Origin of the sequence: Vibrio ishigakensis (assembly GCF_024347675.1) — a bacterium.
GTDB classification, from domain to species: domain Bacteria; phylum Pseudomonadota; class Gammaproteobacteria; order Enterobacterales; family Vibrionaceae; genus Vibrio; species Vibrio ishigakensis.
The window spans coordinates 1,003,628-1,022,907 of sequence record NZ_AP024881.1 but is presented as its reverse complement, the minus strand read 5'-3'; the positions used below and the strand labels follow the sequence as shown (position 1 = coordinate 1,022,907).

The following is a 19,280-nucleotide window of genomic DNA, read 5'->3' as shown; positions in this document are numbered from 1 at the left end:
AGAGAGGTCATCTTCCCATTCAGGTTCAATAAAACTAAATCACTAATTTTATAGAGTGCTTTGTAGCAATATTCGCGACTCGTTACGCGCAACCCAGTTGCCGCGCTAAGCATTGAATATTGTGAGAGTTTTGCACCACATGAAGCACTTAGATTTATCCAAGCAGAGCCTATTCGTTTTGAGGCTAGCCATAATTATCGAGGTTGGCGTTGTTCTTATTGGCCTAGGCATTTCGTTGGCAGTAGTTTTCTCTGCTCTTGATTCTGGCAGCACCATGACCACGGTATTCGTTGCCGCTGCTCCATTTGTCATTGTGGCCCTATGCGAGTTTTCTAAGATCCCACTTGCTCTAGCTACCTGGCATGCCAGAAAAAGTAAACTGCTGTACATGATTCTGATCTTCATCGTTTCATTTATTACCTTTGAAACCCTGTTTAACGGCTTCGAGCGAAACTTTGCTGCTTTAACCTTCTCGGCGGAAAAGCTAGAGATAAAACGCGATGGCTATGAAGCCAACATCACGGACAACCAGTCCAAGATTGATGAGATGGAAAAAGAGTATCGCCAAGAAAAACGCGATATCAGAGACCTGATGCAAGAAAACGCTGACAACAGAGAGAGTTCGAGGGCATCAGCAAGAGTGGCAGTGGAAAGAAACAACCGCTCATTAACCAGCAACCGCCAAACTCTGAGAACCTTGCAAGGTGAACTTCAGGGGCTAAACCAAGAGAAAGCCGACCTACTGCAAAAGCTAGCGGTTGAAAAACAGAGCGCCCTTGAAGAGCGTTCAAACAGCATCTCAAACAGAGATAGTGTCAGACAAGAGCAGATCCAGAGCCTTGAAAGCAAACTAGAGCGTCTGCGCTCTCAGATGATGACAGAAATCGACGATGCATTCTGGAGCATCGATAAACAGCGCATTCGAAAAGAGTACGAAGCTCAGATTACTAGCCTTCAAGCTCAGTTAAACAAACTGGTCGATGGCGGGCTTGAGGTAAACCAAGACGCAAGCTTCACCTTTAGCGCTATTGATGAGCAATACAAACTGATGCTCGAAATGGTGGATGACAAGATTGCGCTAAAAGAGAGTGAGATAAGCAAACTCGAAACCATCGTTAGCGCTCAGCAAAGAGCGGCTTCAAACTCACTGGTGGCTCGAAACCGTCAAATCGACTCGGCATTTATCAGTGAAAAAACTCGTCTAGAGTCCGTGGGTGAAAAGGTAGAAAACGAGTTTGATAGCACCCGCGAGGAGATCGATGCCATCAAGGATGAAAACTTCGAGCTAAAGCAGAAGATACGTCATCTGGATACCGACATAGAGCAGATGTATCTGTCTAACCAGATCTACCGCATGGCATCGCACATCGATGGCACCAAAGAGCTCGATGAGATCAAGCCAACTACAGTGACATTGGTAGCCGTTGTCTGGTTTGGTTCTCTCGCTTTTATCTGCGCCATCATAGGTCCGATTCTGGTCCTAGCGAGTCTACACCTTAAGAGTCGCGCAGAGAAAATGGAACAAGAACAGGGCGAGCCAAGTTTTCAAGCGAGCTAAACCTAAAAAAAAACAACAATAACTACCAAGCGCAGATTCAAATAACGTTGTGACTAACATCTACAGCAATTCTGAATGCAATAGCGATTTCCAACGAGCAAAAGGAAGCGATTCGCTTCCTAACTCAATTATTTCTGGAGACATAAAATGAGTATACTTTTCGCAATTTTTGCTTACTTTCGAATCATCAGAAAAATCGAAACTTTGAGAAAGCAGGTTACTAAATCCCTATTGTTAGTGGTTCCTCTATGTATCGTGATTGGTGAGTCGCTCTCTTTGTTTGTAACTCAAACGTCAAATCCAAATATTAACGTCGTCGAGGGACTAATCTCGAGGTCTGGTGAAGTAGTAGTTTTGCTAATTGTGAAATATGGCGTAATCAGCTCGATAATGACTGTGCTTATTTTGATTGGTTTCATGGTCGCCGCCATCAAAAAGCGCAAAGCAGAAAAGGATCTTGCGTTGTGGGTCGCTAGTCAAAAGGAGGCTAAATAATGGCATGGTTAGCAGGTGGTACAGTCATGACACCACTTTTGGCATGGATAGTATTTATTATTTACACTGCCCTTGTTACTGGATGCAGCATTCATAGTGTTCTAGAACAACGAAAGGCGAAGAAGGAAGGACGAGAACTTTCCAAGCGAAAGAAGATTCGTCACAAAGTTGAACGCTATTAAGTGTTGCTAGCCAACTAGCTCTGAACTAAAACCGGCAAAGCCAGCATATTCATGCTGGCTTTGTTATTTGGCGCGCTTGAGCTTATTGCACTTAGTGCTCTGATCATCAGGATTACTGGCGCAATAAACAATGATCTCATGCTTATCAGAGTTGTTGTTCACCTTGGCAAACGCCATAGGAAGCAATTGCAGTGCGAGTAGCAGTGAGATAAGAGCGATATAGATAAACTTCATACGGTTCGCAGTAGAAAAATTCGAGGTCACCAGTCTACTGCTTTAGTGTCTGCAAAACTTATCATTTCATGACAGACGCAAAAAACGCACATCGATAAAACCGATGTGCGTTCAAGTTGTTTAACCTGTTAAAGCTTCTAGTCTTTTACAGCGAAACTAACTGAATGTTTCGCTTCACTACTTGAGCCCACAAACACCTCGATATCTCCTTCATCATTTTTAAAGCACTTCTCCGCACCATAATATGATAATTGCTTGGGAGTCAGTTCAAACTCGACAACACGACTTTCGCCTGGTGCTAGGTGCACTTTTTCGAATGCTTTCAGCTCACGAAGAGGACGAGTGGTGGTTGCAGCTTTTCTTCGAATGTAACACTGCACAGTTTCAAGAGCTGCAACACCGCCAGTATTCTCGACTGTGACAGAAACAGTTTGAGTCTGTTCTGTTCCTAAAGTAGAGCGCTCAACCGATAAGTTTCGATAGCTAAACTGGGTGTAACTCAAACCAAAGCCAAACGGATATAGCGGTGACTCTGGGCTGTCTTTATATGGCATGTAATCCAAGAAATCTCGCTTTTTACCGATTTGCTTACGACCATAATACATAGGTATCTGGCCGGTGCTTCTTGGCACCGTCATAGACAACTTGCCACTAGGCACTGCCTGACCAAACAGCAGACGAGCAACAGCGAGACCCGTTTCTGTACCGGATTGCCATGCCTGCAAGAGAGCATCAGCATATCGTTCAGTCATAGGCGATGGCACAGGGCGACCAGTACACTGAACCACGATTAGAGGCTTACCCGTTTGGCCTATCGCCTCAATCAGCTGTTCTTGACCCGGAGGTAGAGTCAATTCGGCAATATTGCGGGCTTCACCGGTGCGTCTGTGGCTTTCACCCACGCACAAAACAACAACATCGGCTCTATGCGCACACTCAACCATTTCATCACTGAAGCTTGATTCCTCAGTGAGTAGATCGATGTTTGGAGCTATCTTAGCTGTACCCTCAGCAATCGAGGTCACATCTTCAGCCTTGCCATCCAGACACCAAGAGCCCAAATGCTGACGTTTTGAATGAGCATGAGGTCCGATAACCGCAACCTTTAAATCTTTATCAGAAAGAGGCAGAAGGTTATCTCTATTTTTTAGAAGCACCATACTCTGCTCGGCCAATTCCAACGCATCCATAATATGCTCAGGATGACGAAGAATATGCTTATGAACATTCGGGTCTACGTAAGGCTTTTCAAACAAACCAGCTTTGAATTTAGCCAGTAGAACTCTGCTTGTTGCCTCATTTATTGCATCTTCCAACGCAGGTTCCAAAGAAACCAAGCCCTCAAGATGCCCCTCATAGGCTTCATTGGTCATCGCCATATCAACGCCTGAGAGCAGCGCTTTCTTAGCGGCGGCTTTCTTATCTGCAGATACACCGAAATACTCAAGGTCTGCAATTGATCCCCAGTCACTCACCACCATTCCATCGAAGCCCTTGTCGGACTTAAGCCATCCGTTGATAAGGTCTTTCGTCGATGTCGTAGGAGTACCGCCCAGATCATTAAAACCTGTCATCAAAGTTGCTACACCCGCCTCGACAGCTGCTTCAAACGCAGGCAGATACACGTTATGTAAGGTGTTATCCGTAATTTCCGTAGTATCGTAGTCGCGACCACCTTCAGCAGCGCCATAGCCAATGAAGTGCTTTGCACAGGCAAGAATAGAATCAGGATCACTCGGGTTCTCGCCTTGAAAGCCATTTACAACAGCTATAGCAAACTGCGCCCCGAGATACGGGTCCTCACCACTACTCTCAATAACACGTCCCCATCTTGGGTCGCGCACTATGTCTAGCATAGGGGCGAAGGTCCAGTTAATGCCTAAAGAAGCCGCTTCTTTGGCAACACCTCTGTAGGCTTTTTCAACCAGCTGAGGATTCCACGATGAAGCCTGAGCTAGTGGAATTGGTAGTACTGTTGCTTGCCCGTAAATAACGTCTCTGGCAAAAATAATTGGGATTCCAAGACGACTCTCTTCCACCGCGACTCTTTGGATCTCATTGATCTGCTCTGGCTCAACGCTCTCACCCGGGGCATTACCTGCCCACGCCGTATCGGCTAAGATCCTTGAACCCCACTCACCATTTCGTATCTTTTCAAGGTACTGTTTGCGGTTATCTTGATAATCAAGCATTGGGGATTGGCATAGCTGCCCTACTTTTTCCGCGAGAGTCATTCGCTCCAATAGATCCTGAACACGCACCTCTAGAGCCAAGTTTGGATTCTTATACGCTTCCATTACTCTTCTCCTTCATTCGGAGTTACTAGCGCTAGCTCGACAGTTTGAACATTCTCACGATAAAATCTTGGAAAGGCTTCTTGCAGAAACTCATCCATTTCAGTGGCTACCTCAATATCGCCATTCAAGGTTGCTCGGCTCAGCAAGATGGCAGCAGCCTCTGGTACGTAACGCATATCCAGTTCCACATATATCTCAATGAAACTCATCAGCTCTTCTTCATTAAGCTTGCCAAGCATTACGCCAACACGGTTCCTAGCTTCATAGTAGAAGTCGGGTTTAAAGCCGATTACAGCTTCTTCCCAAGTTTCAATCACTTGCTGATAACCACCCAGATACACGTCATCTCTACGAAGCTCCAGCTTATTCATCCCTTTAAGCGCAGTAGTGTAGTTTTCTGTTTTAGCTTGAGCTTCAGCAAACTCAAAATAATCTGACGACATGTTGTAGGTCTTGAGCCATGCGTAGAAGAATGCAAAACCAACTAAGCTAAAAAGGACAGAGAGTTTGATAACCGATTTCATTATTTCACCCCTACGCCAGTGAAGGCCTTAATGAAGTTTTTCTGAAGACAGAAGAAGACAATCACCACAGGGAAAGCAATCATGGTTGTCATAGCCCAAAGCTGTTCTAGATTGGTTGAAGGTACTTCTGTTTTGAAGTTGTATAGTGCTAATTGAAGCGTCATCAGAGACTCATCACGCACATATAGCAATGGTCCCATAAAGTCGTTCCATGCCCCCATAAAAGTAAGAATACCCACCGTTGCGAGCGCAGGGCGAAGCATAGGAAGTACTACTTTGAAGAAGATACGGAACTCACTAGCTCCATCGATGCGCGCAGCTTCAAGGTAAGCGTTATCAATCTGCTTCATGAATTGAACCAACAAGAAGATGTTGTACGCACTTACTGCACCCGGAATGATAAGAACGCGATATGTATTAATCCAGTTCCACTCATACATCATGATATAAGTAGGAATAGTAAACAGTACCGCAGGGATCATCATCGAGCCCAAAATCAGCTTCAACCAAAATTCACGGCCAGGAAGATTAGTTTTAACTATGGCAAAAGCAACCATAGAAGAAAATAGAGTATTCAACACAGTTACAGATACTGAAATAAATATTGTATTAAAAAATACGCGACCTAGATTAACCGTTTCAAATACCTCTAAATAACCTCTAAATGAGATAGACGTCGGTAGAGAATTCGGTGAGTGCAGTATTTCAGGCCCTGCTTTAAATGAGTTCATTATCATATAAAAGAAGGGATAGATTACGATTAGGCTCGCTATTATTAACGCACCGTAAATCAGGGTATTCTTTCTTACCTGGCTGTTCATTCGTGCGCTCCTTTACTGGTGATTTTCAATTGCATCATTGTCAGTAGATAGATAACTAGGGCTAGCATTAGGCCGATGGTTGAAGCCTCGCCCATCTTCATTTGTTCGAAACCGGTTTGATACAGATAAAGCACAGGGGTCAAGGCTGATTGATAAGGGCCACCGCTCAAATCAAAGTTCATGAATACTTCCACAAACATCTGCAAGCCATTGATAATATTGATGGTCATTACAAAGATGATCTGAGGTTGAAGCATAGGCAGAGTAATACGGCGAACCTTTCTCCACCATGACGCACCATCGATATCTGCTGCTTCAAACAATGACTTGTCGATACTCGCAATACCACCTAGGAAGATAATCATCTGCACACCGAACCACTTCCACGCACTGAAGACGGCAATGACAGGCATTGGTAACCATTGCTCGAACTTCCAGAAAACTGGCTCTTCAATAACATTGGCATTCAGCATCACATTTTGAACTGGGCCTGTAGGGCTAGATACAAATTCAAAGATAATCATTGCAACTGTAATTGAGGTAATTACTGGAATGAACATGACTGTACGGAATAGACTCGCGCACCAACTGATCTCATGAAGTAATAACGCTAAGCCTAATCCCATTACAAAGCTAAGCAGAACAAAGATGACCTGATTAAATACAACGTTGAAAAGTGATTTCCAAAATAGATTATCGCTAACGATAGAGATCCAGTTTTTAAACCCAACAAAGCGGGTATTTTCTGGCGTTAGAATGTTTACATTTAGAAAACTACTTTCAAATGATAAAAAGAATGGATAAAGCAGAAATACTGCGAAATAGACTATCCAAGGTGCAAGGAATACATACCCAACACTGAAGTTCTTGAGTTTCATAATTAAGCCTTAGAGTTTATTTAAAGAGGTCGAGTGTTATCGTCTTAGAATTTTTCTAGACTTATCCCCTGCATCAATAACCGCCTGTTCGCCGGAAACTGATTGCTTGAGCACTACCTTGGAGTATTCATCCAGAACAACATTTGCTACATCGGAAACCTGAGCAAAAGGTTCACTCATTAGCGAGTTTTGCAATTGGTCCACAAATGGCTTCACATCATCGCGTTGATAATATTCATGCTCTTTTAGGCTATGTAGAACAGGCAACTGAGCTAAGGCTATATTGGCTTTGTGGTTCATTTCATCTTCCATCAGAAGCTGAACGAACTCCCAACCTAACTGCTCAATCTCGTCATCACTCTTGAAGATCATTAGTGCTCGACCATCTAAGGTTGAGTATGAAACATCACCAAGATTACGTGTGGGTAGAGGCGCAACGCCGATATCTTTACCTATAGACATAGGTCTTTCAGCCGCCTCTGTGAAATTGGCTTTCCAACCAAAGCCAAACTGAGGCCACATGCCAATGGTGCGTGAGAAGAAGCTTTTCTCCATCGTCATCGGAGCGAATTGCTGAGCTTTAGCTATGGTCTCAAGGAATTGGTCCATATTCGCATCAGGGCGGTCAAACACTGGCGTAGTACCAAAGCGATTCAAAAGCTGATATTGGCCATCGTTGAAGTTGTAATACATCTGAGCAAGCATGCCCCAGTACCAACTTCCCGTTGACAGCACTTCATTCCAGAATACGGTTCCATACACTGGGCTGCCGTCCGCGCGCGGTGGAAGCTGACTGATCTTCTCTGCAGCGTATAAGAATTCATCCCAAGTTCTTGGTGGTTGGTCTGGATTCAACCCAGCCTCACGAAACAGCTCTTTGTTATAGATCATCAGCTGTGTGGTGGCATTCCAAGGGATATAGTAGGTACGGCCAAAGTTTTGTCGCATAAATTGAGGATCGATACGCTCAACAAGCTCATCGTATCCCTCAAATTCATCGAAGTATGCGAGGCGACCCATCTTGGCATATCGTGCCGGTTGATAACCAAACACACCTGCATATACGTCTGGTAAGTCGCCTGCGGCGATGCGAGTGTCTAGGTTTTCATCATTTGTTAGACTCACTCGCACATTTGGGTGACGCTTCTTAAATTCTGGCAACACTTCTTGGCGCATAAAGTCCATGTAGTTGCCCACTGGCGTCATTATTTCAAGTTGTAGGGCGCTAGCTGTATGGCTAGTTAGAAGCAATAAAATTCCACTCAACCATTTTTTCATTCGAACAACCTTTACAAGGTTTCCCTTGTGATCAGCTTGGTCGGTAGCATAGTGAGTTCTTCAGGTTGTTTGCCTTCTAATGCATCAAATAACCTTTGTGCGGCTAATTGACCCATTTCCGACTTCTGGTGAGACACGGTTGTCAGCCTTGGCATGATAAGCTCAGCCATTCTGATGTCATCAAATCCAACAATCTTAAGCTGCTCTGGAACCTTGATTCCAAGCTCATTGGCAGCTCGCAAAATACCTATCGCCATCTCATCGTTTGCCGAGAAGATTGCACTAGGTGCTTCACCTGTTTGTAGAATTTCTTTCATCTGCTGATAGGCAGTGTTCTCTGTAAAGTCTGAAGAAATCAGTAATTTACTATCGAAACCAATGTTGTAATATCCTAAAGCTGCGATGTAGCCATCAAGGCGTTTTTGGTTATCGTAGGAATCCTGTGGACCACCAAAAAAATGCACTTTCTTGCTTCCCGAAGCGATTAGGGCTTTGGTTGCTGCGAACGCCCCGCCAAAGTTATCTATCAGAATGGTATAAATGTTTGGAGCTGCAATCTCACGGTCTAGCACCACCAGCGGTAGCTGGTCACTAGCAATAGACTTTAGAAATTCGTCATCGAACGTACTGGTAAGGATGATAGCTCCATCCACCATTTGATCACGCAGGTACTTGTATGCCGTGGAGTTGGTGTCACCGTATAGGCTACACGCGACTAAGTCGTACCCCTGTTGATGAACAATGTGTTCAATACCCTTAACTAGCTCACTGTAAATTGGACCAAACCAAGAGTTGAAAAACAGCCCTATACATTTGGTTTTCTTCTGTTTCAGTAACTTAGCGTTGCTGTTCGCAACATAATTCAATTCTTTCGCTACTGTTAGTACACGCTGTCTTGTTTCTTCACTGATGCGATCACTGCCGTTGATTGCATAAGAGACGGTTGATATCGAAACGTTGGCCTTTTTTGCCACGTCTTTGATGGTCACCTTCACTTGCATCTCCTTAAATTACCGCCAGTTTTTCTGGCCTTATTGGTGGTTTTCACTATAGAAAACCGCATATTGAAACGATTCTATCAATTTCACCAATAAAGCCAATAGAAACCAAGAGATAGCTCATCGTTGAATTGTGTCAATGAGCTACCATTTGCATTTACTACAGTTTAATCAATAGCTTATTGTCGCCATCTGTTAGCTGGTTTTTCAGCCATTCAGCCGAAATACGAGCACCACCTGTTCGATAACGGTTAGCTTCTAGGCTAAATGGCGCCTCTGTACCGTTAACTGAGATAGCCTTAGGTGTATGTTCACCCTGAGTTGCTGTGATCGTAATCTCCACTGGCTTCCCAAACAGATTGAAGTTCAGACATACATCACCCACATCGCGATCGATTACAGGGTCCAGAATTAGATCTTGCTTCAAGAATCGAAGACCAAGAACGCTATGGATGATCTGGTTGATGTAGATGCCAGGGCCGCTGGAGTAGATACGCCATCCCCCCTTCACTTCCACTTCACCATTCATCACCCTATCCATTGAGGTATAAGCCTGATATCTATCATTGAAGCGGGCATCTGAGCTTGAGAAGTAAGCGTTAGATTGACGAACTGCCGCGTTTGCAACCGTACTTTGGATCCCCATAGGGACTATCTTGAATAGGTTCTCAAACACAGACTTCGCATCACCTAGCTTACATAGCGCTTCAATAAAGCGGATGTGTGCGTGACAATACTGAAGACCCACTTCACGACCTAGGTTTGCCGCAAGCTCAGCTCGCTTAAAGTAGGTTTGCTCACCGGCTTTGTATTCCGCCATTTTATCCATCAGACGCACACCATCTGGGTATACAAGTTTGTCTTGGATAACGGCCATATGGCTCTGAGCCATCTCTGGGCTGAATGTCTCAGCAATAATAGAGCGGCTAGCAGGCAGCAAGCGGTGTTTGATGCCCGTTTTACTATCCGATGGGTGCAGAAGATATTCGATCTCTTCTACTTCACCTGCAGCATCACGAGCAAAGTGAATAAAGCCAGCAATGGTCTCGTCTTTGATCAAGTACTTCTGATAATCAGCGTGCATATTGCCAAATAGCTCGGTCAGTTTGCTACAGAAAGCAGCGTATTCACCGTGGCCTTCAAGGGCTGTGATCATGGTTTGCAATGCTTGTAGGGTCAGAGGAATCGTCCAGCCACTTACCATGTTTTCACGTAGCGATTGGTTAGCAGGTTGTAGGGTGTCATCCCAATCACCATCGCCGTAGCAAGATAAGAAAGTTCCCGGGACTAGGTTGTCTTCGATATGCTTGATTTGACGCTCAACGTGAGCAAACAAGGTCGTTGTCTCTTCGGTAAAACCAAACTCTTTTTCAATACTTGTGAACGGAATTTGAGTCTCTAAGATATCGACGTTAGAAGTAGTATTGATATAGTCAGCTAGCGCTTTTAGTGGCCATACAACGATATCACCATGGGCCTCTTCTTGTTGAATAGAGGCATAGTTGTCAAACATAAACCACTGAGGCCAAGTACCTGTTTCAATATACTGATGGCTATAAATGGTCTCTAGTAGTTGCTCAACCTTGTTGTACTCTTGCATTGCCATGAAGAACTCGAACGGACCTTGCGATACGTCACGTGTACCCCAAGCCGCACCTGAGTATTGCTCCAGACCATGAGGGGTGCTGTAGTGAACCAATGCGTTATGGGTGAACCACTGCATCATATCGTTCAGTTTTTGGCTGCTATCTTCATCATTAGAAAGCTTAATGCTGAACTGCTTGATTAGCGCATCTTGGTTAACCTGATACAGACCTTTTTCGATAGCAAAATCTAGGCTGATCCCACGCGTATCGGCATCTTTAAACGTGCCACCGAATGTAACGCTCGCTTTGTCAGTAAGCTTACCTTTCAGCATCAAGAATTGATCTGAGCCGGTTTCTGAGTCTTGAATCAACTCAGCTTCCGCTAGATTTGAGCTTGGAGTGATAATAAAGCTTAAGTCTTGGCTCTTTTTCGCGATCAGTTCGTCGCTACCAGACACTACGAAGGTATCATTGTCGCGTGAAACCTTTACCTCAGACTCGTTCTCATTGTTGCCAAATACAAGCTGATGAGATACTTGAATATCTAGCGCCTCTTCCAAACCTTGTGTTTCGATATCAAGCTGAACCACTGGCTCTTCAGCAGAAGAGAAGCTAGTTACCAGAATGAAGCCGTTTTGATACTTGTAAACCCAACGAGAGAAGTTAAGGCCCACTTCGTACGCAGAAGGCATACCTAAAGCCACATAACCAGATTCTTGCTTAACCCAGATGCGCTGACCTGTGTGTTTAAACTGATTTAGGCTATTTCGGTTAACACCAAGAAGCTTGTTAAAAGAGGTATTACCTAGGGTAAGCTGCGAGTTAAAGATACCAAAGATGTGGTGAGTAGAGCTCATGATCGCTTGTTGGCAATCTTGGTTGTTACCCGAGGCAATAACATGGCCAGTTGCGCGCTCAAGGTGTTTCTCTTTTTCTTGAAGCGTTACATAGTGGTTCTCACCATAGAAGAACGAAAGCAATTCTTGCTCACGGTTTTCTTCAAAACGACGTTCACTTGGCTCACAGAAAAACTCAGTGATTTCAGCTTTAGTCAGTGGCTCACCAACGATGATGTTGTCATTAAATAGCTGATGGTCAAACAGCTCTACTTGGCGAACAACTTCCCATTCCCCTTTTGGAAGAGCGTTGGTGATGGCATCAACAGAGTTTGCGTGCTTTACATTAGACCCAGGGCAATCCATTTCTAGCTTGCCATAAAACACTGTTTCTTCACCCTGACCAGCAGTTAGCGATACCGCTTCAGTTTGTAGCGCAATATAGCCCATCTCATATTGGTACTTTTCGCTACATAGAGTTGGCTGTTGTAAAGCAGGGATTACTTGATCAACCTTATATTGGTTTCCAAAGAATTGGTAACCATCAGTGCTATAAGCAATGACTTTAGATAGAGACCCCAACTGAATCATAGGGTTACCACTACTTTGTGGCAGGTTTTGACGGCTACAAACTGCAAAACCATTGTTATCAGTATCGAACACTTGGTGATCAAGATACTGACAGCAGTATGCTTCGTTTGTCTTAACAGCGCCGGCATCGGCAAGGGCCATGTCTTGTCCATAGACAAGGTCATAGGTCATGTCTGTTCGGCTAGTTACTTCCACTTGATAAAAGTATGCATCGGTCAGCTCAGCCACAGATGCGATAACCGTAGCTACCCAGTTGTCTGTGGTTGTCTTCCAGCCAATACGATTGCCCGAAAGCTCAAATGTTTCAATGTTAGCATTCGAAAAAAGAAGCGGAGTCACTTCAAAGCTAGTGCCCTTGTGCTCACGTAAAAAGATATTCGAAATTGCGTTTTGTGTAGTTGGGGTCTCAAACTGAGAAACCATCAGGTTGCCCGCTTTGATAGCGCGCAGGGTATTATTGGTATTAAATTCAAGAGCTAAAGAGCCATTGCCAATCTTAGTAGTATGAGTAGGTGCGTTGAACAACATTGCGATTACATCTCCAAAAAGGCGCAACTTCAAGATTACTTGTTGTAGAAAATATTAAATTCGGTGCTTTCGTCGAACAGATGACACTTGGTCATGTTCAAGCGAAGGTGACAAATCTCACCGACAGAAAGTGGGGTTTCATGATTAATCAGTTTGCACACTAGTGTGTGGCCGTCGGCTTGAGTGTGCAGGAACTTTTCGGAGCCAAGCTCTTCCACAGCCATTATGGTCACTGCGATAGCCTCTTTATCCGACGAGTCAGATAGCTCGAGGTGCTCAGGACGAATACCTAAATAAACCGACTTGTCTTCCCAAAGAAACGCTTGGGTTTGTTTGCTTTGCGGTAGAGAAAGAGAGAGCTCTTCAATAGAAACAGACATGCTGTCACCAGCTTTTACTAGCGTGCCAGGGAGCATGTTCATTGCAGGTGAGCCAATAAACTCAGCAACAAACTTGTTTTTCGGATTGTGATACACCTCCATCGGCGTATCCACTTGCATCAAGCGCCCCTTGTTCATGATGCAAACACGGTCACCCATGGTCATGGCTTCCACCTGATCATGAGTTACATAGATCATGGTCGCTGGGTTACCGGCTTGCTTAAGCTGTTGATGAAGCTTGCTGATACGCATACGCATTGAAACGCGCAATTTCGCATCTAGGTTAGACAAAGGCTCATCGAATAAGAACACCTCTGGCTTACGAACCATTGCACGACCAAGGGCAACACGCTGGCGCTGACCACCCGACATCTGCTTTGGTTTTCTTGATAACAGGTCTGTGATTTCCAGAAGCTCAGCCGCTTCCGCAACACGTTGCTCAATCTCAGCCTTTGGCTTCTTAGCTGTCTCAAGACCAAATGCCATATTTTCGTAGGCGGTCATGTGTGGATATAGCGCATAGTTTTGAAAAACCATCGCTATACCACGGTCTTTAGGCGCAACGTCGTTACAAAGTTGCTCACCAATAGACAGATCGCCGTCCGATACACTCTCTAATCCTGCGACCATGCGCAGCATTGTGGATTTAGCACAGCCAGAAGGCCCCACCAAAACCATAAACTCTCCGTCTTGGATATCTAGATTGATATCGTGAAGAGCATGAAATCCATTTTCATATACCTTATTAATTTCCTGCAGTTTGACACTCGCCATGTCTGCTTCCTCTATGAGTAGAAACGTTTCAACAAAGATAACCTGAAAATTGTTTTGGTCAACCGCACCAAGCCCTGTTCAGCACAAAAGCGTGATGTAGATCGCTACTCAACTCCATTCATACTGGTTATGTATAAATGTATTGTTGAGCCCTTATTGTACAAGGGGTGACAAAGGTTCTACTAGGAAAGTTCCATTTGGAATAGAAAGGTAAATAGACCTATAAATCATAGGGTTAGAAGCGTGTGAAACAAATTGTTTCGATTTCAATTCTGTGACAACAGTCAATATCTTGGTTCAATCACTTCACAGCAACGTATCTGAAATCAAACTTATTTCTATATATATCAATAACTTGCACCAAGACCAGCAACTTTGTTCAATTTTTGTTTCTGAAGTGAGTCACATTTTTGCCACAACCATTTGAATTACGAATGTATAAATCAGAGTATCTCAATCGAAACGTTTCAAATAAAGCTATCCAAATTACAACATACGTGGTTAAAATGACTAAAAAACACTCACCTTTTCTACTCTCCGGCCTTCTTGTTTCAGCTGGGGCGTTTGCTGACGTTGAACAAAATCAAGCGACCGATGGAATGCTACTTGCCAATCTAAATACTATCGACAGTATGCAAGAGCAGTATGATTACGAGACTCAGATTGAGCGCGTTGAAAATCGAGACATTCCGACTCGTACTCGCGCATTGACCGGTATCGAATATGAAAACATTAACCCTGATGGACAAGGTAATACCGAATATCTTCATTACATCTATGCTGATGGCTTCACACGAGTAACTGATTACTTCAGCATGGGTTACGTACTAAAAGAAATTCACTTCAAGTACGATGGCAACTCTGTAGGCCAAGCAAACTACTCCGAACTTATCCCAGCCTTCTTCTTCCCTATCAGTGAGAATATTCGCGGTAACCTCTTTATGGCTTATGAGAAAGTAATCGGTAATGGTTCCGGTTGGAACTACGACAAATACAAGTTCAAACCAGGCCTAGATTTCGATCTTGGGGATCACTTCCTACACGTTAACGTGGAACTGGGTTATGAAGATAACCATGGCGACAACGGCTCATTTATCGAAACTGAACCTTTATACCTTTACAACCTAACCGATAACATCAACCTTGGTGCTAAAGTGCTGTATGTGGATGTGGACAACGACTGGAACTACCGAGAGTTTGCATTCAAACCATTAGTTCAGTTCAGCTTTGACAACGGTAATTATCTGGAACTTCGCTATGAGAATGGTTGGCTAGAAGGCGCAGGCGGTCAGATGAAGCACGACTACAATATCTACGCTTTATATACAGAACTGCCTATTAATGACACCTTCTCTGTATTGGCTGATATTCAATACAAGATGCTAGAGACAAGCAAAGGCAACGCGCCAGATCAAGACATCTTCTTCTCGAAAGTTGGTATTGTTTGGAAGTTCTAATTTAGACAAACACTTACAATGAATATAGAGCTCTTGATTAAGAGCTCTTTTCTAGTTTTCATTGTTCGAATCTAAGCACCGCGTTTTATAGAGTCTCACTGACATCGGTCAAAACTACCTATCTTTTCTATCTCCCCGACTTCAAAGGCGATACCTATGAAGGCGGTATCCGAGTGCCGCTCATCATCAACCGGCCAGACGTAGTTCCAGCCAGTCAAAAGTATGAATAACCAGTGATCGCGCTAGACATCCTGCCAACCATCACCCCAGATATTGAGTTAGTAGAAAATACACCAGAACTAGACGGTGGAGTTTAATGACGATTTGTAGACTCTATTACTTAAAAGATTAACACAATATTCATTAAGTCATTGAAATTTTTAATAAATCCTTAATCAACACAATCTAGCATTCCCCTTTTTGATGTATATACAACAAAAGTGAGAAGTGAACTTGAAAAATAGAATATTGGCCCTCTCGTTAGTAGCTATAACTGCTTGTAATAGTAGTAATAATGAAAACGAAGCAGAGGAAATTCCGACTATAGGCTACGCGATAGATGATTTTGTGCTAAACGGGCAGGTTGTTGCGAAAAGCCTAGATAGCTCAGACTATAAAACAACAAAGACTGGAGAGTTGGGCCAACTAGTCTTCAGTGGTGAGAACTCTCTTATTGAAGGAGAAACATACCTTATTACCGTCAGTGGCGGTGTACTGGATAAAGATGGTATCTATGAGACGCGAGATCATCAGGTGAGCTTCGTTGGGAAAGAACTGAGTATCCTTATAAAAGGAGGACAAGCTGAAGAGTTTATTATCAACCCCTTTACAACTGGGATAACGAATTATGTGATTGAGAATAGACTAGACTATGGTTCCTATCAAAATCTGATGAACATGCTGCCTGCGGATGTACAAGTTTTGAATAGAGTTTCATCACCAAAGTTAAAAAACGTTAGCCAAGTTGGGTATGCCATTGGACATTTCACTCAAAGTGCTGCTTGGGGTGACCTTCATCTTAAAGGCTTAGACAATATAGTTGACTCACTTTCCGATACCGGAACATTTGATAGAAATAATGTCGTTACTTATTCTGATGCTATCAACCTAGCGAGTGCAGCTGTTCGCTATGGCGCTTCGAGTGCAGATTTTGTGACTAGCACAGGTCAGTATGCGTATGATTTAAATAACGATCATGAGGAAATAGTTGTCGGTCTGATGCCAGACACCCAAGCACGCGGTCAAGCTTGGTTACTGCAAGATGGACTTATGCATCGATATGCAAATGAGGGCGTTGAATTAGTTCTGGCAGTAGGTGACTTAACTAATACGAATACTCAAGAAGAGTATGACCATTGGTTACGAGTGATGAACAATTATACGAACACAAATAACATGAAAGTGTTACCTGTTCGTGGTAACCACGAAAATGAATGGTGGTTACCTGATGGAGGATCCAACATTTACATCCAAAATGTTGGTCACCTGATAGAGGATGCTGAACATTTACCTGGGTATGAAAACCTGACCTATGCATATAAGTATAAGAATATATTGGTTATTTCAGTAGATGTTTACATTCATAACAATCAATATGAATTTGACTCAGGTAAGTCTGCATTTGTAACTGCATTCCCTTGGATGAAGGAAATGGTAGCCAAGTATCATGATGAAGTCGACCATATTATTTTAATGACTCATGAACCTTTATTTGGACGTTACTATCCAGGCCAGCGAGAAAATATTGATAAAGCAACCAATGGAGCTTGGGATGGAGACCCTAATGAGATTGGAATTAAACAGCGTGAGCGAATTCAAAAGTTTTTAGCTGACAATAATATCTTGTATGTCTCTGGTCATGACCATCAATATTCTCGTTCGGCTATCCTTATTGACGAAACCCGAAAATTGACTGAAGACAGAATCAAGAATCAAGAATCAACCAATAGAGTATTTTGACCAGATTGTATCTGGAAATGCCTCATACAAAGAGTACTTTAGTCGTTATTATGCTGGTGCTTATGCTGGTGATGAGGCAGTCAATGAAAGACTAGTATCAAGACACACTCAAGAGGGACTTCCTACAACAAGTCTAAATAGTTCAATACTGAAGTTTTCCGGTAATAAAATTGACTACATTGCAAAGCAAACTTCACATACCTATACAGTTGAAGATCAGGATGAGTTTGAAAAACAAGAAGCCTGGGATGCTTTTGATCATGAAGGTCATGAATGGAAAACTATTGATAAGTTTACGAAAGTGAAAGGAGCATATACAAGAATTATAGATAGTGAAAATCATAATAATTCAAATGTGGGCTCACTAATATTACGTTCGACTGAAACTGATGGCTATAAAGGGACAGAAGTAAGCATACTTCGCTATAATAACTTTACTTTCGATACGTTTGAAAATACAGGTCGTGGATCTTCAACGGGTAATCCACATGCATGGGCGTTACCAAAAAAACAAAATTTGGACAAAATGCTACAGCTGTCTTTCATATCTGACTTGGAGTCGGAAGACACTGTCACAGATATATTTCTTGTAAGTGGTACTCAGCAGCAAAGTGGTACGGAAACAAATGCCTATGGTGAAATTATGCCTAATGGATATGAAAGATTTAGTCCTTCGCGAATAGATTACGGAAAAGAGCTAGATACATATATTGATGATGTCATAGGAGATCTATTCTCTTTAAGCTTTATCGTACCTGAAGGGGTTGACATCAATAGTGTCGAGCCAGCTCGATACGATGACATCAATAAAGTCTGGGTATCAGAAGCCTATACTGATGGCTACACAAATTCTCCATATAGCAATAATTTCCTAGAGGCGGGTAAACCACTACCAAGCGATATAGACCACCTTAATGATGTAGAACGGTACCGTATTCACGGACAAGATACCGCTAGTCGCATGATTTGGTTCCTAGCGAATAAAGATGGTAAATATGCTCTAGTAAAAAAGAATTAGCCATAAAATAATTAAACGCATCTTCTTCCAGAGGGTAAGGATCTTACCCTCTTTAATAATTAGTATTGACATGAAACTTCACAAATCTTTAGCACTCACGACATTCCTAATAGTTTTCTTACTTTTGATAATAAAGAGCATCTCATTTAATCGAGAAATAATTATCGTTGATGATAACTTGATATTTGAGTATTTTCACATAAACCATAATGTACAAAAAAAAGAGACGGTAAACGAAATAACCAAATCATTTAACCAAAAAGAAAGTGACAGTATTTATGACAAAATCATACACGACGAAATATTGTTTCAGTATGGTTTGAACAAGGAAATTTATAGGACAGATCCAAGTATCAAAAGCATAATAATAGATAGAGCAAGAAATAGTTTAGAGCTTTCTCTTATCGCTGATATTAAAATCAACAATGAGACACTTAGAAACTTCTACCTAAGTAAACCTCAGAAATATCGAGTTGATGATTTAATTTCCTTGACGGTTATTAATTTAGAAAGTCCAGCCAGTAAGGAATCAATTGATAACTTTTCTATAGAGAAAGCATCGGAGTTATCAACTGTATTTAACATGCCAAATACAATAACAAAAGCGAATAGAGAACGACTTATTAACATCTTCGGTATGAACAGCGCAAAAATTATATTTGATAGCATTAATGAAGATAATGAATGGTTGGGCCCATTTGAGACAAGGCATGGGTGGCACTATATGAATATAACCAACTATAGTCCTGGTCGACTTCAAAGTTATGAAGAGGTCTCTGAGGAGGTATTTAATGACTTTCTAATATTGAAACTTAAGGAAGAATATCACGAAAAGATAGAGAAAATGAAAAAACACTATCGTGTGATGATTGAATCGGAGTTATAA

The 19,280-nt window shown here is 42.7% G+C and carries 15 protein-coding genes; 6 read left to right on the top strand and 9 right to left on the bottom strand.

The genetic code is table 11. The annotated features are described in order from the left end of the window. Window positions 1–139 precede the first annotated feature (139 nt). Together Pcarn_RS04715 and Pcarn_RS04710 are read left to right on the top strand one after the other, a co-directional pair. The gene (locus Pcarn_RS04715) at window positions 140–1,558 is read left to right on the top strand and encodes a hypothetical protein (protein WP_261835233.1); all 1,419 of its coding nucleotides are present in this window, start codon (window positions 140–142) and stop codon (window positions 1,556–1,558) included. Window positions 1,559–2,052: 494 nt separating this feature from the next. Beyond that, window positions 2,053–2,235 (top strand): hypothetical protein, encoded by a 183-nt coding sequence (locus Pcarn_RS04710; RefSeq protein ID WP_261835232.1) that lies wholly within the window; start codon window positions 2,053–2,055, stop codon window positions 2,233–2,235. 63 nt (window positions 2,236–2,298) lie between these two features. Here the strand turns inward: Pcarn_RS04710 and Pcarn_RS04705 are convergent, their stop codons facing one another. The 9 genes from Pcarn_RS04705 to Pcarn_RS04665 all read right to left on the bottom strand — a co-directional run bounded on the left by Pcarn_RS04705 (window position 2,299) and on the right by Pcarn_RS04665 (window position 13,960). After that, window positions 2,299–2,499, bottom strand: a complete 201-nt coding sequence (locus tag Pcarn_RS04705; RefSeq protein ID WP_261835231.1) for a hypothetical protein — start codon at window positions 2,497–2,499, stop codon at window positions 2,299–2,301. Between the two features lie 107 nt (window positions 2,500–2,606). Beyond that, window positions 2,607–4,766, bottom strand: a complete 2,160-nt coding sequence (locus Pcarn_RS04700; protein WP_261835230.1) for a glycoside hydrolase family 3 N-terminal domain-containing protein — start codon at window positions 4,764–4,766, stop codon at window positions 2,607–2,609. Then, entirely contained in the window at window positions 4,766–5,290 is a 525-nt protein-coding gene (locus Pcarn_RS04695) for a hypothetical protein (protein WP_261835229.1), read from the bottom strand. The genes Pcarn_RS04700 and Pcarn_RS04695 overlap by 1 nt, the downstream gene beginning before the upstream one ends. Then, complete coding sequence (locus tag Pcarn_RS04690) at window positions 5,290–6,111, bottom strand: carbohydrate ABC transporter permease (RefSeq protein WP_261835228.1); 822 nt, start codon at window positions 6,109–6,111, stop codon at window positions 5,290–5,292. The genes Pcarn_RS04695 and Pcarn_RS04690 overlap by 1 nt, the downstream gene beginning before the upstream one ends. After that, a complete protein-coding gene (locus tag Pcarn_RS04685) occupies window positions 6,108–6,989 on the bottom strand; it encodes a carbohydrate ABC transporter permease (RefSeq protein WP_261835227.1) in 882 nt (293 codons plus the stop codon). The genes Pcarn_RS04690 and Pcarn_RS04685 overlap by 4 nt, the downstream gene beginning before the upstream one ends. 36 nt (window positions 6,990–7,025) lie before the next feature. Continuing rightward, window positions 7,026–8,267, bottom strand: a complete 1,242-nt coding sequence (locus Pcarn_RS04680; protein WP_261835226.1) for an extracellular solute-binding protein — start codon at window positions 8,265–8,267, stop codon at window positions 7,026–7,028. A gap of 11 nt (window positions 8,268–8,278) precedes the next feature. Further along, a complete protein-coding gene (locus Pcarn_RS04675; RefSeq protein ID WP_261835225.1) occupies window positions 8,279–9,268 on the bottom strand; it encodes a LacI family DNA-binding transcriptional regulator in 990 nt (329 codons plus the stop codon). Window positions 9,269–9,425: 157 nt separating this feature from the next. Beyond that, window positions 9,426–12,806 (bottom strand): GH36-type glycosyl hydrolase domain-containing protein, encoded by a 3,381-nt coding sequence (locus Pcarn_RS04670; protein ID WP_261835224.1) that lies wholly within the window; start codon window positions 12,804–12,806, stop codon window positions 9,426–9,428. 35 nt (window positions 12,807–12,841) lie between these two features. Then, a complete protein-coding gene (locus Pcarn_RS04665; RefSeq protein WP_261835223.1) occupies window positions 12,842–13,960 on the bottom strand; it encodes an ABC transporter ATP-binding protein in 1,119 nt (372 codons plus the stop codon). Between the two features lie 506 nt (window positions 13,961–14,466). Between Pcarn_RS04665 and Pcarn_RS04660 the strand changes: the two genes are divergently transcribed. The 4 genes from Pcarn_RS04660 to Pcarn_RS04645 all read left to right on the top strand — a co-directional run bounded on the left by Pcarn_RS04660 (window position 14,467) and on the right by Pcarn_RS04645 (window position 19,280). After that, window positions 14,467–15,417, top strand: a complete 951-nt coding sequence (locus Pcarn_RS04660) for a hypothetical protein (protein WP_261835222.1) — start codon at window positions 14,467–14,469, stop codon at window positions 15,415–15,417. 453 nt (window positions 15,418–15,870) lie between these two features. Further along, window positions 15,871–17,376 carry a metallophosphoesterase family protein gene (locus Pcarn_RS04655; RefSeq protein WP_261835221.1) on the top strand — a complete coding sequence of 502 codons (1,506 nt, stop codon included), beginning with the start codon at window positions 15,871–15,873 and terminating at the stop codon, window positions 17,374–17,376. A 301-nt stretch (window positions 17,377–17,677) separates the two neighbouring features. Next, window positions 17,678–18,394: a hypothetical protein gene (locus tag Pcarn_RS04650; RefSeq protein WP_261835220.1), complete on the top strand. Its 717-nt coding sequence runs from the start codon at window positions 17,678–17,680 to the stop codon at window positions 18,392–18,394. Window positions 18,395–18,464: 70 nt separating this feature from the next. Further along, the gene (locus Pcarn_RS04645; RefSeq protein WP_261835219.1) at window positions 18,465–19,280 is read left to right on the top strand and encodes a peptidylprolyl isomerase; all 816 of its coding nucleotides are present in this window, start codon (window positions 18,465–18,467) and stop codon (window positions 19,278–19,280) included.